This is a genomic window from Paenarthrobacter sp. PAE-2 (assembly GCF_026013155.1).
In the GTDB taxonomy this organism is placed as follows: domain Bacteria; phylum Actinomycetota; class Actinomycetes; order Actinomycetales; family Micrococcaceae; genus Arthrobacter; species Arthrobacter ureafaciens.
On the sequence record NZ_JAPDNV010000001.1, the window covers coordinates 11,803 to 29,089 of the forward strand.

8 protein-coding genes are annotated in these 17,287 nt (G+C 65.7%); all 8 read right to left on the minus strand.

From position 1 onward, the window contains the following. Positions 1–29: 29 nt before the first annotated feature. The 8 genes from OCL88_RS00045 to OCL88_RS00080 all read right to left on the minus strand — a co-directional run bounded on the left by OCL88_RS00045 (position 30) and on the right by OCL88_RS00080 (position 17,249). Positions 30–1,751, minus strand: a complete 1,722-nt coding sequence (locus OCL88_RS00045; RefSeq protein ID WP_264961165.1) for a serine/threonine-protein kinase — start codon at positions 1,749–1,751, stop codon at positions 30–32. Beyond that, positions 1,748–3,727, minus strand: coding sequence for a hypothetical protein (locus OCL88_RS00050; protein WP_264961166.1), 1,980 nt, complete (start codon positions 3,725–3,727; stop codon positions 1,748–1,750). The genes OCL88_RS00045 and OCL88_RS00050 overlap by 4 nt, the downstream gene beginning before the upstream one ends. Then, positions 3,717–4,613 carry a PP2C family protein-serine/threonine phosphatase gene (locus OCL88_RS00055; protein WP_166187093.1) on the minus strand — a complete coding sequence of 299 codons (897 nt, stop codon included), beginning with the start codon at positions 4,611–4,613 and terminating at the stop codon, positions 3,717–3,719. Before OCL88_RS00055 ends, OCL88_RS00050 begins: the two co-directional genes overlap by 11 nt. Next, positions 4,610–6,148: an RDD family protein gene (locus OCL88_RS00060; RefSeq protein ID WP_264961167.1), complete on the minus strand. Its 1,539-nt coding sequence runs from the start codon at positions 6,146–6,148 to the stop codon at positions 4,610–4,612. The genes OCL88_RS00055 and OCL88_RS00060 overlap by 4 nt, the downstream gene beginning before the upstream one ends. Further along, entirely contained in the window at positions 6,138–8,633 is a 2,496-nt protein-coding gene (locus tag OCL88_RS00065; protein WP_264961168.1) for a transglutaminase domain-containing protein, read from the minus strand. The genes OCL88_RS00060 and OCL88_RS00065 overlap by 11 nt, the downstream gene beginning before the upstream one ends. Next, positions 8,630–10,057, minus strand: coding sequence for a DUF58 domain-containing protein (locus OCL88_RS00070; RefSeq protein WP_264961169.1), 1,428 nt, complete (start codon positions 10,055–10,057; stop codon positions 8,630–8,632). The genes OCL88_RS00065 and OCL88_RS00070 overlap by 4 nt, the downstream gene beginning before the upstream one ends. 48 nt (positions 10,058–10,105) lie before the next feature. Then, positions 10,106–11,077 (minus strand): AAA family ATPase, encoded by a 972-nt coding sequence (locus OCL88_RS00075; protein WP_062095829.1) that lies wholly within the window; start codon positions 11,075–11,077, stop codon positions 10,106–10,108. 70 nt (positions 11,078–11,147) lie between these two features. Continuing rightward, complete coding sequence (locus OCL88_RS00080; protein ID WP_264961170.1) at positions 11,148–17,249, minus strand: Ig-like domain-containing protein; 6,102 nt, start codon at positions 17,247–17,249, stop codon at positions 11,148–11,150. Between the last annotated feature and the right edge of the window lie 38 nt (positions 17,250–17,287).

A 17,287-nucleotide genomic window follows, 5' to 3' on the forward strand; every position in this document is an offset into this window, starting at 1 on the left:
CAGGACTGTTTGTTACTTTCGGGAACGGGCTACTTTTCAAGGCAGCCGACGGATTCAGGACCTCCCGGCGACGCCGAGCCATCGGCCCGCACAACGATCACCTGGATGCACACCGGCAACTGCGTGGTACCGGGGAGTACAACGTTGGAGGCCAACGTCGATTCGTACGGTCCGTCCGCCTTGGCCGACTTGGTCCGCCACTTGTAGGTGTCTCCGGAATTGAGCGCGACCGGATCCCACCTGAAGACCACCAGCCCGGGGCCGCCGCCCTGCTGGACCTCGGCGCGGATGCCCGTCACGTCGGGCACATTGCCGTCGCTGATGGCGTCTGCGGGCGGTTTGCTCGCAGTCTCGCTGGGAGCCACTTTGGGCTGCGCGGAACCGCCCAGCACCACACCGACGACGACGGCGACAGCCAACACAGCTGCACCGCTCACGCCGAGCCACAGGTTGCGTTTGCTGTGGTCGGCTTCCGGGGCCCCGGCTTCTTCGGCTGCGGGACTGGAACGGTTGACCGTGGCGGCGAGTTCATCGTGCGCGGGCGGCTGCCAGCCGCGCAAGACCGTCGACTCGGCCGTTTCCGGTTCCGGGGCGGCGTTGGGCGCGTGGACACCCGGTGATTGGAACTGCGGAAGATTGGTTTGCGGTGCCGGGAACTGCTGCTTTGGCCGCGTAGGGCTGGTGGACGTGCCGGCACTGGTGGACGTACCCGGCATGGTGGACGTACCCGGCATGGTGGACGGGAACGTCCGCGCAGGAAACGTGGGGGCCGAACCGGTGGTTGCGGTTCCGGACGCATCGGGATCGATCGAAGCGATGCTCCGGACGCGGGTCTCTTCCACGTTGTCGTCCGGGTGCTGTTCATCCCCGTGCCCCGGGTCCGCCAGGACTTCGAACGGTGTCACCGACAGGTTCAGTTCCGCCTGGATGCGCTGCAATGCCAAGGCGAAGGCATGCGCCGACGAATACCGCGACTCGGGGGACTTGGCCATGGCAGTGGCAAGGACCAGCTCGAGCGATTCGGGAACATCCGCGCGGCCCAGGCGGGGCAACGGGGAGTTGGTGATGCGGGAAATCAGTTCCCGCTGCGAGTTGTCCTGCCCGGGCAACACGAACGGGGAACGTCCGGCCAGCAGCGTGTACAGGGTTGCGCCCAAGGCCCAGATGTCCACCGGCACGCCGTCCACGGACCCGCCGCGGAACTGCTCGGGGGGTGACCAGGGGATGGACATTCCGGCGTCGTCGTCGTTGTCCCCGCCGATGGTCCCGGAGATGCCGAAGTCAGTCAGGGCAGGCCGGTTGTAGTCGGTGACCAGGATGTTTGCCGGCTTGATGTCCCGGTGGACAATGCCGGCGCGGTGCGCGGTCTCGACGGCGGAAGCCACCTGGATCCCGACGGCAAGGACTTCGTCAACGCTGAACCGCTGGCGCCGGTACCGCACATCGAGGCTGGGCCGTGAGCAGTATTCCATCGCCAGGTAGGAGTGGCCGTCTTCTGTGGTCTCCGCTTCGAAGATGGTCACGATGTACGGGTGGGAGGAAAGCTGCGCCATCAGGTTTGCTTCGGACTCGAAGCGGCGGCGCGCACCCTCGGTCTTCAGGTCGGACAACAGCACCTTGACCGCTACCTTGCGGCGCGGCCTGTCCTGCTCGTAAAGGAAGACGTCAGAGAAGCCGCCCGATCCCAACAGGCTGACGTACTTGAAACCCGGGATGTGGGGAGGCGGTGCAGGGGGCCTCTTGGAACTCAAAGAATCTCCTCGAAACGCAATGAAATGTCGTCACCCAACTCGGCAATATCGCCGTCGAGCAGGATGGCCATCTCGTTTTGGGCGAGCCGGCGCGGTGCCTGGCCCTCCCGGATAAGAACGGTGCCGTTGGTCGCCTTCAAGTCGCACAGCATGACGTGCCATCCTTCCAGGCGGACCTCGACGTGCGATCGGGAGATGTCTCCCCCGGGGCTTTCCACCTGGACAAGGCGCGGCATGGTGCCGCCCTGGACCCTGGAGACCGACGGCTGCCTGCCGATGATCAACGACTTATCAAGGTCGATCAACTCGCCCGTGGAGATACGCATCCGGCCAAGCCTGGGGCGTGGCACCTGGACCGCGTCTCCGGACAGCGCGAGGCCACAGGAAGCGCACTGCGGATAGGTGGGCGGGTTTGCATGTCCCTGCCCGCACACACGTGCTAAAACGCTGGGTCCCGTGGCGTGGTTGCCCGCGCCGTCCTGGCCGGTTGCGGTGCCGGTTGAGGAGCCGCCTGCGGCCGTACCCTCAGGAACGTCCGCTGCAACACTGCTCTTCATGATGGTCTGGCCATCATGGTCCGGATCATTTCCCTCGGGAGCCGGCGCCGCGGGTGGACTGGAAGTGAACTGGCGGGCGGGCGCCGCCGGTTCAGGAGCCTCGGAGGAGGCACTGCTGCGGAGCCACGGCACGGAATCAATCAGTGCCGGTACACCAAGAGGGGCCTGGCCTGCGGACCCGTCACCGGTACCCGGTACGGCTCCGGCCGGACCAGGTACGACGCCGGTCCCTCCTTCGGCGGCTCCGTCGCTTTCCGCGTCGGCCCGTTTCGGCGCCGGCAACGGCACTCCTTCCGGGATCGGCGGCGAGGGCACCTGGGCTGCAGGAACGTCGTGGCCGTCCTCGTCTCCCACGATCCTGACCGCTGCGTCCTCGATGTTCCGCATCACGGTCTTATCCCACAGATGGTCATAGTTGGTGGTGGTTTCCAGCGTGGGAACCATGGGATCCGTGGTGCTGGTGTGGACCGGAACGCCACCGGAGTCCTCGGAAGCTTCGGCTGCCGCAGGAGGATCCACGGACTCATCCCGCTGGAATTCGTCTGAAGGGTCCTCCCCTGGAACGACGTCTTCCGCGGGCCTGTCTTCGCCGAGCCCGTCCTCGCCGGACCTGTCCTCGCCGGACCTCTCTTCGTTGGACCCGTCATCGGTGGATTCGGGTCCAGGAGCGGCTCCCGCGGCGTCCGTACCGGATGCGGTTTCCGGCGCAGACGCGGCGGTAGCCTCCGGACCGGTAACAACAGGCAGACCGTCCGTGTGCGGAGCGATCGTCAAGCCAAGGTCCACGTCGGTGTAGCCAAGCACAGTCTCATCCGAGACCCGTCCGCTGCCCGGTGCCACCACGGGCCCAGCGTCGGCTGCGGGTGTTTCAGTTCCGTGGGCCGGGGCACCCGCCGTAACGCCGGCCAGGACTACCTCCAGCGCGGCAAGACGCACTACTCCCTCAACCACCGGCAGGCCCAGCGGGCCGGTACCAGCCGCCGTCGTGGTTCCGCCGGTAGGTCCTGCAGCGCCGTTGGAGGCTGCCGCACTACCGCTGGAACCGATCCGCAGGCTGAAGGAGTCCGGCGACTGCAGCCGCCGCTCCGTCCAGGTGGACACGTCCCTGCCGGACAACTGCTCGCCGCCGGAGACTGAGTGGACTTCAAGGTCGAGGTCGCCGCGAAGGAAGACCCTGAGCTGGTCTTTGGAATCGATGATGCCGAAGGGCGGAATCCTGGTCAGGGATACGCCGAACGCCTCCGTGACCTCATGGAGTACCTCATGGGCCTCGGGCGCGGAGGCCAGGAGCTCCCACACGGACTCCACCAGCGATTCCGGAGTTTCCGGACCGAGGAGGACGACAGTTCCCCGGCGCAGCACTCCAAACCAGTCGCCGTGACGGTAGCGGGCGACGGCAGGCACGCCATTACTTGCCATCAGCACCGTCCTCCGTATCCGCGCCGTTGACCCAAGCCCGTGGCAGCGTGTCCTCTTCGACGTCGTTGCCCACTTCCGGGCGCGGCGCAGTGGTGGCAATGCCGGCGTCGTTCAGGACGTTTTTGGCGTCCACCACAATGACGCTCACGTTGTCCCGCCCGCCGCTGCGGAGGGCCGCCTGGATCAGGGCGTCCACCGCGTCCTGCGGGTGGGCAACGGTGCTGAGGATGCGGAACAGGTGGTCGTCCCCGAGTTCCCCGTTAAGTCCATCGGAGCAGACCATGATGCGGTCGCCCTCCTGGATGGGGAGGAGCCAGAAGTCGGCCTCGGTCTCATCGCCGGTGCCCAGGGCCCGGGTGACCACGTGGCGGCGCGGATGGATGGCGGCCTGTTCGGCCGTGATGTCCCCCGAATCCACCAGTTCCTGCACTTCCGAATGGTCCACGCTGACCTGCGAGAACTGGCCCTGGCTCAGCAGGTACGTCCGGGAATCGCCGATGTTCATGACCAGCCAGTACGGCACGCCCATCTGCTCGACCACCACGACGCCGGACAACGTGGTCCCTGCGCGTCCACCGGTGGCATTGCGGATGGCCGCGTCCGCCTTCAACAGGCAGCCCTGCAGCTCACCGGCCGACGCCGTCCGTGTGCCCGTTGCCAGTTCCGGGGCGCTGCCCAGGGTGCGAACGCACATGCCGCTGGCTATCTCTCCCGCCTCGTGGCCCCCCATGCCGTCGGCCACGGCAAAGACAGGATCCGAGGCAATGAACGAATCCTCATTCAACTCGCGGCGCAAACCGCGGTCCGTACCGTAGCCGTAGCTCAATTGGAAGCTGGAAGCGGCTGCGTTGGCGTCGGCATCGGGGGTTGCCGGCTGTGAATTCATGCTTGTCCTAGGTGGAAGGAACGGTCACCGAAGTGGACGGTGGAACCGGGGCGGACGAAAACTGCAACACCTGGCTGCAAACGGGTCTGGAGGCCGTCGGGGGTGGTGACCGCGCTGCCGTTGGTGGAGTTGCGGTCGGTGACCCAGACGCCGTCACCATCCACCCGCAGGTGCAGGTGCGTCTTGGAGATGGAGCGCCCCGGGTCGGATACCGGCAACAGCTGCTGGGTAGCTTCGCCGGGCTGTGGTGCGGGATTGCGGCCAAGGAGAACCGTGCCGCCGAGCTGGACATCCTGGCCGTCGTCAATGCGGATCCGCAGGACTGCCTCGGCCCGTGCCGCACCCGGCCGCATCCGGGTGCGGTCGAGGTCGTCATCGGGATGGGCAACGGCGGGCACGGATGCCTGCGGGACCGGACGCGGTGCAGTGGGCGGACGCCACTGGTTGGGATCGTGCGATGGCAACGTGCCCTGTGCGGGCACAGCAGGCGAGGAGCCCGACGCCGGTATTGTCGCCGCCGGTGCGGGGACGGGAGCCGGTGCCGAAGCAGGCGATGGGCTGGACGGTGCCGGCGCTGACATGGGGCTGACCGGCGACGGGCTCGGAACCGGCGAGATAACGGGCTGCACCGGAGGCAAGTCCACCGGCGCGAAGCTGTACGGTCCTTGGATGCCACCGGTGGCTACGGGGTTGCGACCCGCATGGACATCGAAGACCAGGGTCTTGGCTGCCTTGTCCTGCCATCCCTTCAGCTTGCCGTTCTTGTCCAAGGCGCTGGAGACCACCACGAGGATGGCCCAGATAGCGCCCAGCCCCATCAGCGGGAGCGCGATGAAAAGAACCAGGCCAAGCTGCCCGATGGCGAGGAGCACAGCACCGACGATTGCCCCCAGCAACAGGCCGCCGCCGGTGACGATGCCCCGGACGAAGACGGCTCCAGCGCCAGGAGCGTAACCGTCGGCGTCAGAGCTCCGGATGCCCATGAGCTGGTTGCCGATGGTGTTGCCGGACTTGGCCTCGATGCCGAGCAACACGAACATGTAGGCCACGGTGACGGCCAGTCCGATGCTGCCGAGCAGCACGAGCAGGCCGGTGTCATACACAATGAAACCGTTTCGGCGGGTTTGCGTGATCCCGGCAATGCCGATGGCAAAGGTAGTGACCAGGACGGCAAGGGGAAGAAGCCAGTCGAGCACGGCGGCGCCCAAGCGCTTGCCCGCTGAAGCCGGCACAAGTTCAAGCTTCGTCGACACCGTGGTCCCTCCCCCTGGATTCACCCCTGTGCCTGCCATGGTTGCAGGCATCGCCGCGGCTGTCCGCCCCGCAGCTTCCTGAGCGGACACTACCGAGATACTACCGGGACCGGGCCCGCCTTGATGGTTCGCCTGGTCCTGGGCAGCCAGGTGCGCATGGTTCACGTTGCGTTCCCGACGTGCTCCCCGGTTGCTCAACGGAGAACCGCAGAAGGTGCAGAAAGCAGCGCCGGGCCGCACTCCATGGCGGCAGGCCGGGCACAGTTCAACATCACTGTTCACCCGAGCCGCCCTTCCTGAAGAGGGATTTCAGCTTGGCAAGTACGCTCACGCTTGTCCGCGGCCCGCTGCCGGGAACGGTCTCCCGCTGTTCCCGTCGCCTCAGGGCGGCGCGTCCATCCGCCAGCAGGGACCGCGGCGAGAACCGGGCCTGCTGCCGTTTCCAGAAGCCAACGCTTCCCGTGATGTCCTCCAGCGACGAGTCCACGATCTTCCAATACTCCTTGACTTCATCCTCGCTCGGCTGACCGGCTCCGAAGACGGCAGCGTCGGCGCGGTGGGCCAGCACGGTGGTGGTGCTGCCAGCCACGGGGAAGGCATCCGCAATCACCGAGGCCGATTCGCGCCGCGTCGACTTGTTGTCGATTGACGCACCCATGTCAGTGGCGAGGCTCAGCACCTCGTTCCATCCTCCGCCGACCCGTTGGGCGGGGTGGCCGTCACGGAAACGGGCCTTCCGGCGTCGTGCCTTCAACAGAAGGATCAGCAACAGCGGAATGGCCATTATCCCCAGCGGAATCAGGGCAACACCGATGGCGGCCAGCAGCGGACCCCAGAAGAGCCAGGGGTTGTTCTTCTTTTCGTCGGCATCCAGGGCGTCCGGGGTGGAGTCCGGCGGCAGGTCCGCGGGCTCCTGCGGCGGGGGCGGCGGCTGCAGGACCTGCGGCTTGGGCTTGGATTTGCTCTCCGGGTCCGGCGGGATGGGCACGTTGTCCTTGGGCGGCGTGGGATCGAACGCCACCCAACCCACCCGGTCAAAGGCAACCTCCACCCAGGCGTGCACATCCTTGCCCGTGATTTTGATGTCGCCGGCACCGTTTTCCGGGCTCTTGGGATCCGGGTAGAACCCCATGACCACGCGGGAGGGGATGCCCAGGTGGCGCAGCATGAGGGACATGGCAACCGAATATTGCTCGTCGTCGCCCAGCATTTGCTTGGCGGAGAGCAGGTTGCGGACACGTGCGGCACTGTGGCCGGGCAGGCTGGGCAGCTGGCCCTCGGCTACCAGGCCGTTACTGAACGCACCACTCTTCTGGAAGTGCGCCTCGATCTGGCGGACCCGGTCGATCGCCGTGGGAGCATCAGCCGACAGTTCGTTCGCTTGCGAAGCCACGATCGGCGGAACTTCCTGGGCGTCCGGCAAGGTGATCTTGGCGAAGTCGTACTGGGTGAGCTGACCGTGCTCCAGTTTCCCGGGGTCCGAGACCTGCACCGTATACGAGTCACCCTTGCCCAAGCCCTGCGTGGTCACCGCGGTGTCCGTCCCGGCATTGAAGTACAGGCCCGATGCCGCGCCCGCAGCCTCCGCGAAGCTCAGGCCGGTGGTGTGGCGCCCGCCGGGAACGAAGTACCCCTGGTAGTCCTCAATAGTGATGTCCAGCGAGTAATTGGTGCTGGCGACGGGGCTGCCCGTATCTGCCAGCGTGTTCAAGGACCGGGCGTCCCCTACCTTGCTGAAGTTGCCGGAGCTGTTCGGATCCATGGTGTAGTTCAGCCCGTTGAACGAATCCAGGGCCGCCAACCTGACCCTGCCGTCCTTGGGCAGGCCCTTCACCGAGAAGAGCGTGCTGTCCTTCTGGTCCTTCACGAAGTTCCGGAAACTGGCCAGCGGCGTGACGTAGTCGCGTGGATCGAACGGCGGCACGATCGTGTTGCGCAGCACCTTCCGGTCATCGCTGGCGGTCACCAGCGGCGATGCGACGGCGGTAATGGCGACGGCGGCGGCAATGACCGCTGCCCCGGTCCCCAGGCGGCGGAGCTTGCCGCGGCGGGCCGCACCGGCGTCGTGGTCCGTCCGGTTGGCCGACACTGTCTTGGTGCTGGACTGGCGCAGGGCGTCGCGCCGGAAGGTTGCCCACACAATCGCGATGATGGTGAGGGAAACGCCGCGTTCGACGTTGAGGAAACCGGCGCTGGTGCTGAAGGCAATGCCCGTCACAAAGAGCGCCAGGACCGGCAAGAGCGGCCAGTACGGGCTCTTGAGGCGCCAAGCCAACAGGCCTGCGGCCAGCGCGGTGATCAACGAACTGAGGAACGGCACAATCAGCATGCCGTTCGCGGTACCCACCGGGACACCGACGGTGAGCATGTCCTTCCAGGCGAAGACAATTCCCAGAAGCAGGGTCCTGAGTGAATCGAGGCTTGGCAGGAACCCCAGCACTGCGGTGTCAGGGACCGCCAGGGCCGATCCAAAAAGCATGTAGGCGCCGAACGCCAGCGCCGTGGTAATCAGCAGCCCCAGGCGAAGGTGCGCATTCAGCACGGCGATGCCCAGGCCCAGCAGGATGCCGCCCAGCCCGGCAATGAGGTAGCGCGGGTCTCCCCCGAAGCTCAAGCTGAAACCAAGGACGCCCAGGAACAACAGGACAACCAAAGCGCCGCAGTCGATGGCGAAATGCCATGCCGGCCGGCCGTCGGCGAAGAAGGACGGTACAGTTTTGGCGCTCCGGCTGCGGTCGCGGGTGCGAAGATTCTGCGCGGTGCTCATGCTGCCGCCTTTCGAAGGACAATCGCAAGGTCATCCAGGTCACCGACGGTCAGGACCGTGAGGTCCGCGATGTTCGCCCTCGACGGCGCCGCGCCCGGCTGGACGCGCACGGCAAGGCTCCGGACACCCGGCATGATGGAGGCTGCAGCGGAACGCAGCTCCGTCGCGGTCACTTGGCTGCCCACGACGAAGAACACCACGGAGGCGTTCGGGACGGTGTCCGACAACGTACGGGCAAGGTCGACGGCGGTTTTCCGCATGGGTGCCCCGACGATCCTCGTCATGTCATCGAGCAGGTTGCGGCCGGTCTCGCATCGAAGCGGCCCCTTCTGCGTCAGAACGTCCAGTTCGCGCTGCTCGCGGATGGCCTGGCGGCCAATGGACCCAGCCACGGAGATGGCCATCTCGAACTCATGCTCGGAATCGTATTCGTCGGTGTTGATGGACAGTGAGATGGCGAGGTGGGCGCGTCGGGTTTCCTCGAACTGGCGGACCATGAGCTTGTTGGTGCGTGCCGTGGTCTTCCAGTGGATGTGCCTGCGGTCATCGCCCGGCACGTAATCCCGGAGGGCGTGGAAGGAGACGTCCGCGCTGGAAAGTTCGGTGGTGGGCATACCTTCGAGGTCACGGATGAAACCTGCGGCAGAGCCACCCAACGGCACCGTCCGGGGATGGACGTACAGGTCCACAGGTTCAGTCCACAGCACCCTTCGGCGCAGGAGGTGGAGGGGGTCGGCGCGCACGGAGCGCACGGGACCCACCACGATCACGGCACGCCGGGCAGTGGGGATGGTGAAGAGATCCTCGTGGACCTGCGCGGGCTTCATCCGGGGAAGGTGGAAGACGGCGGTGTTCGCTCCCACCGGAAGCTCCAGTGATGCCGGGAGCAAAGGCCGTGCGGAGACGTTGGAGACAGCAATGCTGCCCACTGCGTCATCGCCCACTGCAACACGGGTACGGGCCAGGTCCAGCACCACACCGTAGGCCGAGCGGCCCACGATGAAAGCGATGGCGAACACGAACAGCAGGAAGGCCACCATCGCGGCGGACTTCGCTTCCTGCCAGCCCCAGGACTGCCCCGCAATCCACAAAGCAACGGCCGCTGCCAGCACGACCCAGCCCAGGACGCTCACCACGGAAAGAACCGGCCAGGCAAAACGCAACCAGTAGGCCCGGACCTTGGACCACACCGGGGCAAGCAACTCCCCTGCTGTCCCCGCGGCTTCAGCCCACACGGCCGCCGGGTGGAGCTTGCTCTGCTTGCCCCTGCCGTTTCCCGGGCGAGGCCGGTTACCGGATTGGCCACCGGGCTGGCCGCCCGGGTGCTTGCCGGAACCGCCGACTGAGCGGATCTTGCTGCCAAGCGCCGATGTTGCACGCTTGAGCGAATCAGCAGCCCTTTTCAGGGGTGTGCTGGAGGACATGTGGAGACCTTTGTTCGTGCCGGGGATGCGGGTGTGAAGCTGCAGGAACTATGCGCTGGCGCGTTGCTGCGGCGCGGCTACGTCAGCCAGGACACGCGTCAGGACTACCTCGGGCGTGGCGCCGGAGAACTCAGCCTCCGGGTCCATGACCAGGCGGTGCGTCCACACGACGGGCGCCAGTTCCTTGACGTCATCCGGCAGGACGAAGTTGCGTCCCTGGCTTGCTGCCCACACCTTGGCGGCGCGAACCATCGCCAAGGCACCACGGACGGAGACGCCAAGGCGCGTCTCCGAAGCGTTGCGGGTCTCCTCACAAAGGCGCGAGATGTACTCAAGCACTGCAGTGTCCACGTGGGTGGTAGCGGCGAGGTCGGCCATGTCGGCCACAGCCTGTGTGGTGATGATCGCCGAGAGATCCTTGGAGCGGTCCTTCAGGTTGCTCCCGCCCAACAAGCGCACGGTGGAGGCGTGGTCCGGGTAGCCGATGGAGGTCTTGATGAGGAAGCGGTCCAGCTGCGCTTCCGGCAAACGGTAGGTGCCCGCCTGCTCGATCGGGTTCTGGGTCGCCAGGACCATGAACGGCCGGCCGGCGTCGTACGTGGTGCCATCCACGGTCACCCGGGACTCCTCCATGACTTCCAACAGGGCGGACTGGGTCTTCGGCGACGCACGGTTGATTTCGTCGGCCAGCACGATGTTGCTGAACACCGGCCCCTTGTGGAACTCGAACTTCTGCGTCTTCTGGTCGTAGATCGTCACACCCGTGACGTCCGAGGGCAGGAGGTCAGGGGTGAACTGGATGCGGTTGTGGGAACCTTGCACCGTCGCCGCCAAGGCACGTGCCAGCGAGGTCTTACCGGTACCCGGCGCGTCCTCGAACAGCACGTGCCCCTCGGCCAGCATTGCGGTGAACGTCAACCGGATGACGTGTTCCTTGCCCAGGACTGCCTGGCCCACGTTGGCAACGAGCTTCTCGAACGTTTCTGCAAACCACGCGGCCTGCTCGTTTGTCATGGTCATTGCTTGGGAGTCCTTTTCTTCAGTCCGAAGTGTTCTTGTGGAGTTGAGTGCGGTGGTGCCACGCGGGTCATCAGCAACCCCCCGGCCGGGGTCCGTAGAGGTCCACGGTGGTGGACTTCACGTACCAGCCATCCTTGGGACTGCCCTTGAGGCGGTACCAGGCAGTACTGCCGCCATAGATGTTCTTGGTGCAGTCGATGGTGATCTTGCCCCACGAGCGCTCTACCCAACCGACACCGCATTTGGCCGGGCTACCGGGAGTGTAGGAGTCGGGCAGGCCCGGTTTACCCGGGCAGGTCCGGACGCTGGCTGCTTCCACCTGGATCTCCGACGGCGTCGGCGGTGGTGGCGGTGGTGTGGGGTCTGCTCCGCTGGTGGCGGTCACGTTCCCGCTGGGCGGTCCTGCCACGACCGTGACGGCACGGACGTTCAGCCTGCGGGTCTTCTCCCAACCTCCGGCGGAGACGTCGTAGCGGTTTGCCTTGCCGACGCTGGTCCAGCCGCCGCCGTCGAGCGAGACTTCGAAGTGATCCAACGGGCGACCGTTGGTGGCCGGGTTGTTCCACGTCCAGTGCACCTGGCCGTCGCCCTTGGCCGATTTGCCACCGCTGACGTTGGGCGCGTTCGGCGGACCGTAGGGGTTGCCGGTTCCAACTGCTTTGGCGTCGCCGGCCATGTTGTTCTTCACGGAGGTGGCAATGATATTGACCACCACGTTGGTACCGTTCGGCTGTCCACCGATCACACCGCCACCGCGCGCGATGGGCCCGGAACCGGACGCCGTCTGCCAGCGGTAGGTGATCTCGTTGTCCTGGGAACCATTGCGTTCGGCCGCGGTCAGCGGAGTGAAGGTCACCTGCAGCTGGCCGCTGGTACCCGTTTCCTTGACCGACCCGCTGCCAACTGTTCCTGGCTTGCCGGCTGCACGGATCGCCGCCGATTGCTGGCTGACACCGCTGACGCCGGCCTTGTTGGTGGCGGAGACCGTGAACGTGTAGTCGGCCTCGGAGTTGGCGACGGTCACGTTCTGTGAGGTGGCCGCAACAGTCTGCGTCGTCACGACGGCGCCACCGCGGTAGGTGGTCAGTTTGTAGGCAGACACTGGGTCACCGTTGTTGTTCGGAGCCGCCCAACTGACCTTCAGCTGGCTCTGGTTGCCCACGGATCCGGCGCCGGACACCGACGGTGCCGACGGCGTCGCCGGAACACCGGCAGGCGTCTCCGCCGCCGAATAGGGGCTCCACTCGGATGGTTCCTTGGCATCGTTCCTGGCAAGCACGCGCACCTTGTAGGCCACGCCGTTCGTCAGGCCCTTCCATACGTAGCTGGCCCCGGTCAGATTCTGGATCTGCGGGTTCTGCCCTGCAGGTGCAGGCGAGATCTCCAGATCGTAGGACTTCACCGGAGAGCCCTTGCTGGCCGGCGGAACCCACGCGACAGACAACTGCTTGTCGCCGAACTTCAGGGTCGGAGCCAAGGGGGTGTCAGGCTTGACGTCGGGCCGGACCTCCGCGGACACCGGTGAACGCTCGGATTCATTGATGGCGTTCGTGGCCGTCACGGCAAAGTGGTACTTCACGTTGTTGGTCAGGCCCGTCAAGGTACACGTGTTGGCCGGGCAGTCCTGCTTGAATCCGCCCTCGCCGTACACGGTGTACTTGGTGATGGGTGAGCCCCGGTCCGCCGGCGCGGTCCACGTCAGCAATGCCGTTTGATCGCCCACGCTCTGCGCCAACGGCGTGGTGGGGGCAGCCGGCTTGTCCTTCACCGTCAGGCGGATGCGGGCCGTCGAGTAGCGGGACAGCTCCCCGGTCTTATCAGAAACGGTGTAGGCAACCACCATGGTGCCCGTAAAGCCGCCGCCAGGGGTGACCGTCACACTGTCGCCGCCGGGTTCAGCCGCGCCCTCACCGGTTTCCACCACGGCAGAGATGATCTTCAAGGCCGTATCGGGGAACGGGTTGGAGTCATTGGCAAGGACATTGACGGTGACAGGCTTGCCGGCCTGTGCATCCGGCTCAACGTCGTCGTTTGCCACCGGCTTGGGGCGGTTGGACGCCGTCAACGTGAGCTTGTAGCTCGCCAGGGCTTCGAGCCCGCGAGGGTCCTTGGCCTTGACCTGCACCGTGCCGCCCTGGCCGATCTGGACTGAATCGTTGGCTGATGCCTTCAGCGTCTTGCCGTCCAGCTGTACCCGGAAGCCGCCGGGCGCGGAACCCACCAGCTCATACTTCATGTTCCGGACATCGTCCGCGTCCGGGTCCGACGTCAGCTTTTCCAGGTCCAGGCTCGCGGAGTCACCCTTGGGCACTTCGAGGTCGCTGCCCAGCAACTCCGGCGGGTTGTTCTTGTTCGGGTCCGGCAGCACCTTGGTCCGGATGCTGAGCGTGGACTTCAAGCCATTGGGATCATCCGGGCCTGAACCGTCGGTGACCTCGAAGCTGATGGAACCCGGGCCAACATACTCCGCACCGGCGGTGTACTTGATGGCGGTTCCATTGCCGGCGATCGGATCGCTGCCGTCGGAACCGATGAGCTTGATGCGGTCGGTCTGGGTAAGCCGCGGTGACTTGCCCTCACGGACCTTAACCCACTCGGAGAGGTTGACAGTGACGGACTGGCCGGAGACCAGCTCCACGACCTCGTCCTTGGCGAGTGTGGGCACCTGCTGGCCGACGCCTGGGACCCAGATGATGGCCGTGGACTTCTGTCCGTCTACGTCCTCCACGGTGTAGGGCACCAGCTGCGGCTGCTCGGTGAGTTCCACAAAGACGTTCCCCTCGGCACCTGGCCGGGCGGTAGGCGAGTCGGTGGCGATCTTGAGGTTCTCGCCCACTCCGTCCGGGTCCTCGTCATTCTTGAGCACCGGAACATCCACGGCGGTCTTGCCGAGGGTCTGGGCGGATGTGACGCGGTCATCGCGGGCGATCGGCGCCTGCAGCGGGACGTCGTTCTTGACCACCACGCGAATGGTGGCCTGTCCTACGGCATCGCGATCGTCAGCCACTGCGTAGCGGACGTTGACGGTGCCTTCGGCCGCCGGAGCGGTCAGGAGGATGCGGCCGCTGGTCTTGCTCACGTGGGCGTCCAGGGCGGCGTCGGCCTCAATGCTGTCGGTCAGGATGCGGATCTGGTCGCCATCAGGGTCGGTGTCGTTGGCCGTCGCGTCGACGGCGATCTGGCGGCCCGGGCGGACCTGGACCTCGTCATCCACCGGGGTGGGCTTCTGGTTGTTTTCGCCCCGGGGTGCGACGCCGACCGTTACGGTTCCGGTGTTGACGGCACCCTGCCGGTCGATCACCTTGTAACGGAAGGTGTCCGTCCCTGCGCCGTCACCTGCGGCGACGAAATCGATGAAGTTGCTTCCCGCCGTCGCGGTTCCCATGGTTGGCGTGCTGTCGATGCCGGTGAGCTGGACCGAGTCGCCGTCGGGATCGATGCCGTCCAGCGGGACGGGAATCCGGACGGTTCCACCGGCAACCACGCGGGCCGTCAGGTTCTGCGGCTGCGGCCGGGAGTTTTGCGCGCCTTCGAGCGGAAGGATGTGGATAGTCACCGCTGCGGCGCTCTTCTGGCCCTGGGGATCGACGGCGTTATAAATGGCGCGCACGGTCTTGGGATTGGGGCCCGCGATGAAGCGGAGCGTGTTCTCGGAGATGAAAGCCTTGCCGTCTTCCTCGGCAACGGTCTGGGCCAGCACCGGATCAACGGTCAGCTCCTGGCCTTGGGGGTGCGTGTCGTTGTCCAGGACCGGAACGGTCACGACGTCGTTCACGCGTACGTTGACCTCGTCCGGCTTGGGCTGGGGAGCCTCCACGACGGCGGGTGCAGGCACCGGGACGACGCCCACCGTGCCGGTGGCCGAGGCCCGGCCGTTGGACATCGTGTAACTGAAGACGAACGGTTCCTTGGCGCCGAGGACGTCGGTGATGCGCAGGACGCTGTGGTCGATCACGCTCACCGAAGCTGATGAGCCCTCCGGAACGGTGACCGACTGCAAAACGAGCACTCCCCCGGACGGGTCGGAGTCGTTGGCCAAGGGATCCACCAAGACACTTCCGCCCACAGGCAGCAATGCCACGTCGTGAACGGCGACGGGTGCGCCAGTGTCCTTGCCGGATTCAACGTCCACCCGGATCAGCCCCTGGCTGCTCTGGGGTCCGTTGCTGGCGATATACGTCAGGTACACCGGTCCGGGGGTGTTGCTGCGGAAGGTGAACGTCCCGCCGTCGGTGATGGGACCCAACTCCGCTTGGCCGGCCGCTTCCACGTGGGCAACACGCAAAGCGCCGCCGTTGGGATCGACGTCGTTCTTCAGCGGAGAGATCACCAGGTCCTGGCCCACAACAGCCGTGACGTGGTCGGCGTTTACCACCGGCGCCAAAGCTCCCGGCGGCTGGACGTTGACCACCACGCGGCCCGTCGTCGTGTCCCGTCCATCCCAGACGGTGATGGTGACGTTCTTCTTGCCCGGGGCAGCGCCGGAATCCTGGTAAGTCAGCAGGCCGTCCCGCCGGACCTTCACCTGGTCCTGTTCGTTGTCGGCTTTGGCGTCGAGCAGAACGAGGTCGTCGCCGTCGGGATCCATCCAGTCCGTGAGGATGTTCTGGCTGACGGACTTGCCCTGTTCCACCAGCATGGTGGTGGGCTCAGCGCGCTTGAAGAACGGCGGTTTGTTCTCTTCCGGGCCGACGACCCGCAGCGTGACCCTGCCGGCAGCGGAGAGTCCACGCCCGTCGGAGGCGTTGTAGTCGAAGGTCTCCGTTCCGGGCTTCGCTTCGGCCGGGACCTTGATCTGGAACGCCGAACCTCCATAAATGTTCTCCAGCGCACCTGCCTTGGGTGCATTGGCGCCCACTGCGGCTGTGAGAACGTCTCCGTCGGGGTCCGAGTCGTTGTCAAGGACACTCAGGATGGTGGTGCGTCCGGGCCGCACTCCGAACTCGTCGGGCTTGGTCTCGGGTGCCCGGTTGGGTTTGGTCCGGTCCGGAAGGACGTTGATGGTGTTGTTGTCCGCGGACTCCTGGTCCTGGTCGTCGGACTGGTTCTTGGGCGGGACAACGTCGTCCCAGTTGTTGACCAATTGCATGTTCTGGTTGACCAGCCACACGCTGCCCGAATTGATATCGTTCAGGACCACCAGGTCCCTGTTGACGCGGAACACGTAGTTGGGCGAAGCGCTTGCCTTGGGGACATCGTTCTTCTTGTCGTCTGCGTCATTCTCGCAGTCACGCACGTATTTGTTGGCTCCGGCCCACGCGGCGTGGACGCACTTGCCCACCTGAACGGGCGCGGCGGGAACACCTTCGCCGTCGGCGCTGACCGTATCGGCAGAGGAGCCGTCCAGCGGCTGCTTCAGCAGGTTCTTGCGGGTGGAGATGGCCACGAAGCCGCTTTCCGCGCTGGTCTGCTGGAGCTTGGCCTCGCGGGCATCGGCCAGTTGCAGCTTGCGCCCGCCCGGCAGGAACAGGTTGCCGGACGCGGCATCCAGCGCCACCGGCTTGTCTCCTACGACAGCCAGTTGCAAGTCCCCGGCGCCCTTGAGCTCATCGACTTTGGTGACTTCCGAGGCGGTCCGTTCCCCGTTGACGTCCACGGTGGTGACGGTGATCTCGCCCTTGCCCGGATCCGCGGTGTAAATACGGTTGTCATTGCCAACCGCGGACACGAGGCCTTGGGAACCGGTCAGGACGGGTTCGGTCCCTTCTTCATCGAACCCGTTGACGGTGGAGGGAGAAAGCGCCCAGACCTTGCCCTTGGCAGGATCAGTGACAGAGAGCACCGTGGAGCCGTAGCTGACCTGCGCCGACGACGGAAGCTGCTTATCGCCGCCAAGTTTCAGGTTCGCGGCGGAGACCTGGTTGATGGTGGAGCCGGATTCGTCGTCGACAAACACGTTGCTGTCGTGCTGAAGCACATCGAAGGTGGTGCTGGCCGGAGTGACCGCCCCGTCCAGTACCCGTGAAGGGTAATTGAGCCGGCCCACGGCGTTCTTGGTCTTGCTCACTACCCAAACGCCGCCGTCGTTCAAGTCCACCTCGGTGGTCTTGAATCCCGGGTACAGCACAGCTGCCGCCACCAGCACGGCACCTGCTGCCGTTGCCGCGGTTGCGGACACCAATTTTCTGTTTCGACGCTTTTTCAGCCCCAGCTTGCCGAAGAAAGAAGTCACGACCCCAAAATTCCCTTTTTATAGCAGCCGCCCCGAGC

Excerpts from the sequence above, each read along its gene's own strand:
- OCL88_RS00050 (WP_264961166.1), bottom strand. The coding sequence starts at position 3,727 with ATGGCAAGTAATGGCGTGCCTGCCGTCGCCCGCTACCGTCACGGCGAC.
- OCL88_RS00070 (WP_264961169.1), bottom strand. The coding sequence starts at position 10,057 with ATGTCCTCCAGCACACCCCTGAAAAGGGCTGCTGATTCGCTCAAGCGT.
- OCL88_RS00055 (WP_166187093.1), bottom strand. The coding sequence starts at position 4,613 with ATGAATTCACAGCCGGCAACCCCCGATGCCGACGCCAACGCAGCCGCT.
- OCL88_RS00075 (WP_062095829.1), bottom strand. The coding sequence starts at position 11,077 with ATGACCATGACAAACGAGCAGGCCGCGTGGTTTGCAGAAACGTTCGAG.
- OCL88_RS00065 (WP_264961168.1), bottom strand. The coding sequence starts at position 8,633 with ATGAGCACCGCGCAGAATCTTCGCACCCGCGACCGCAGCCGGAGCGCC.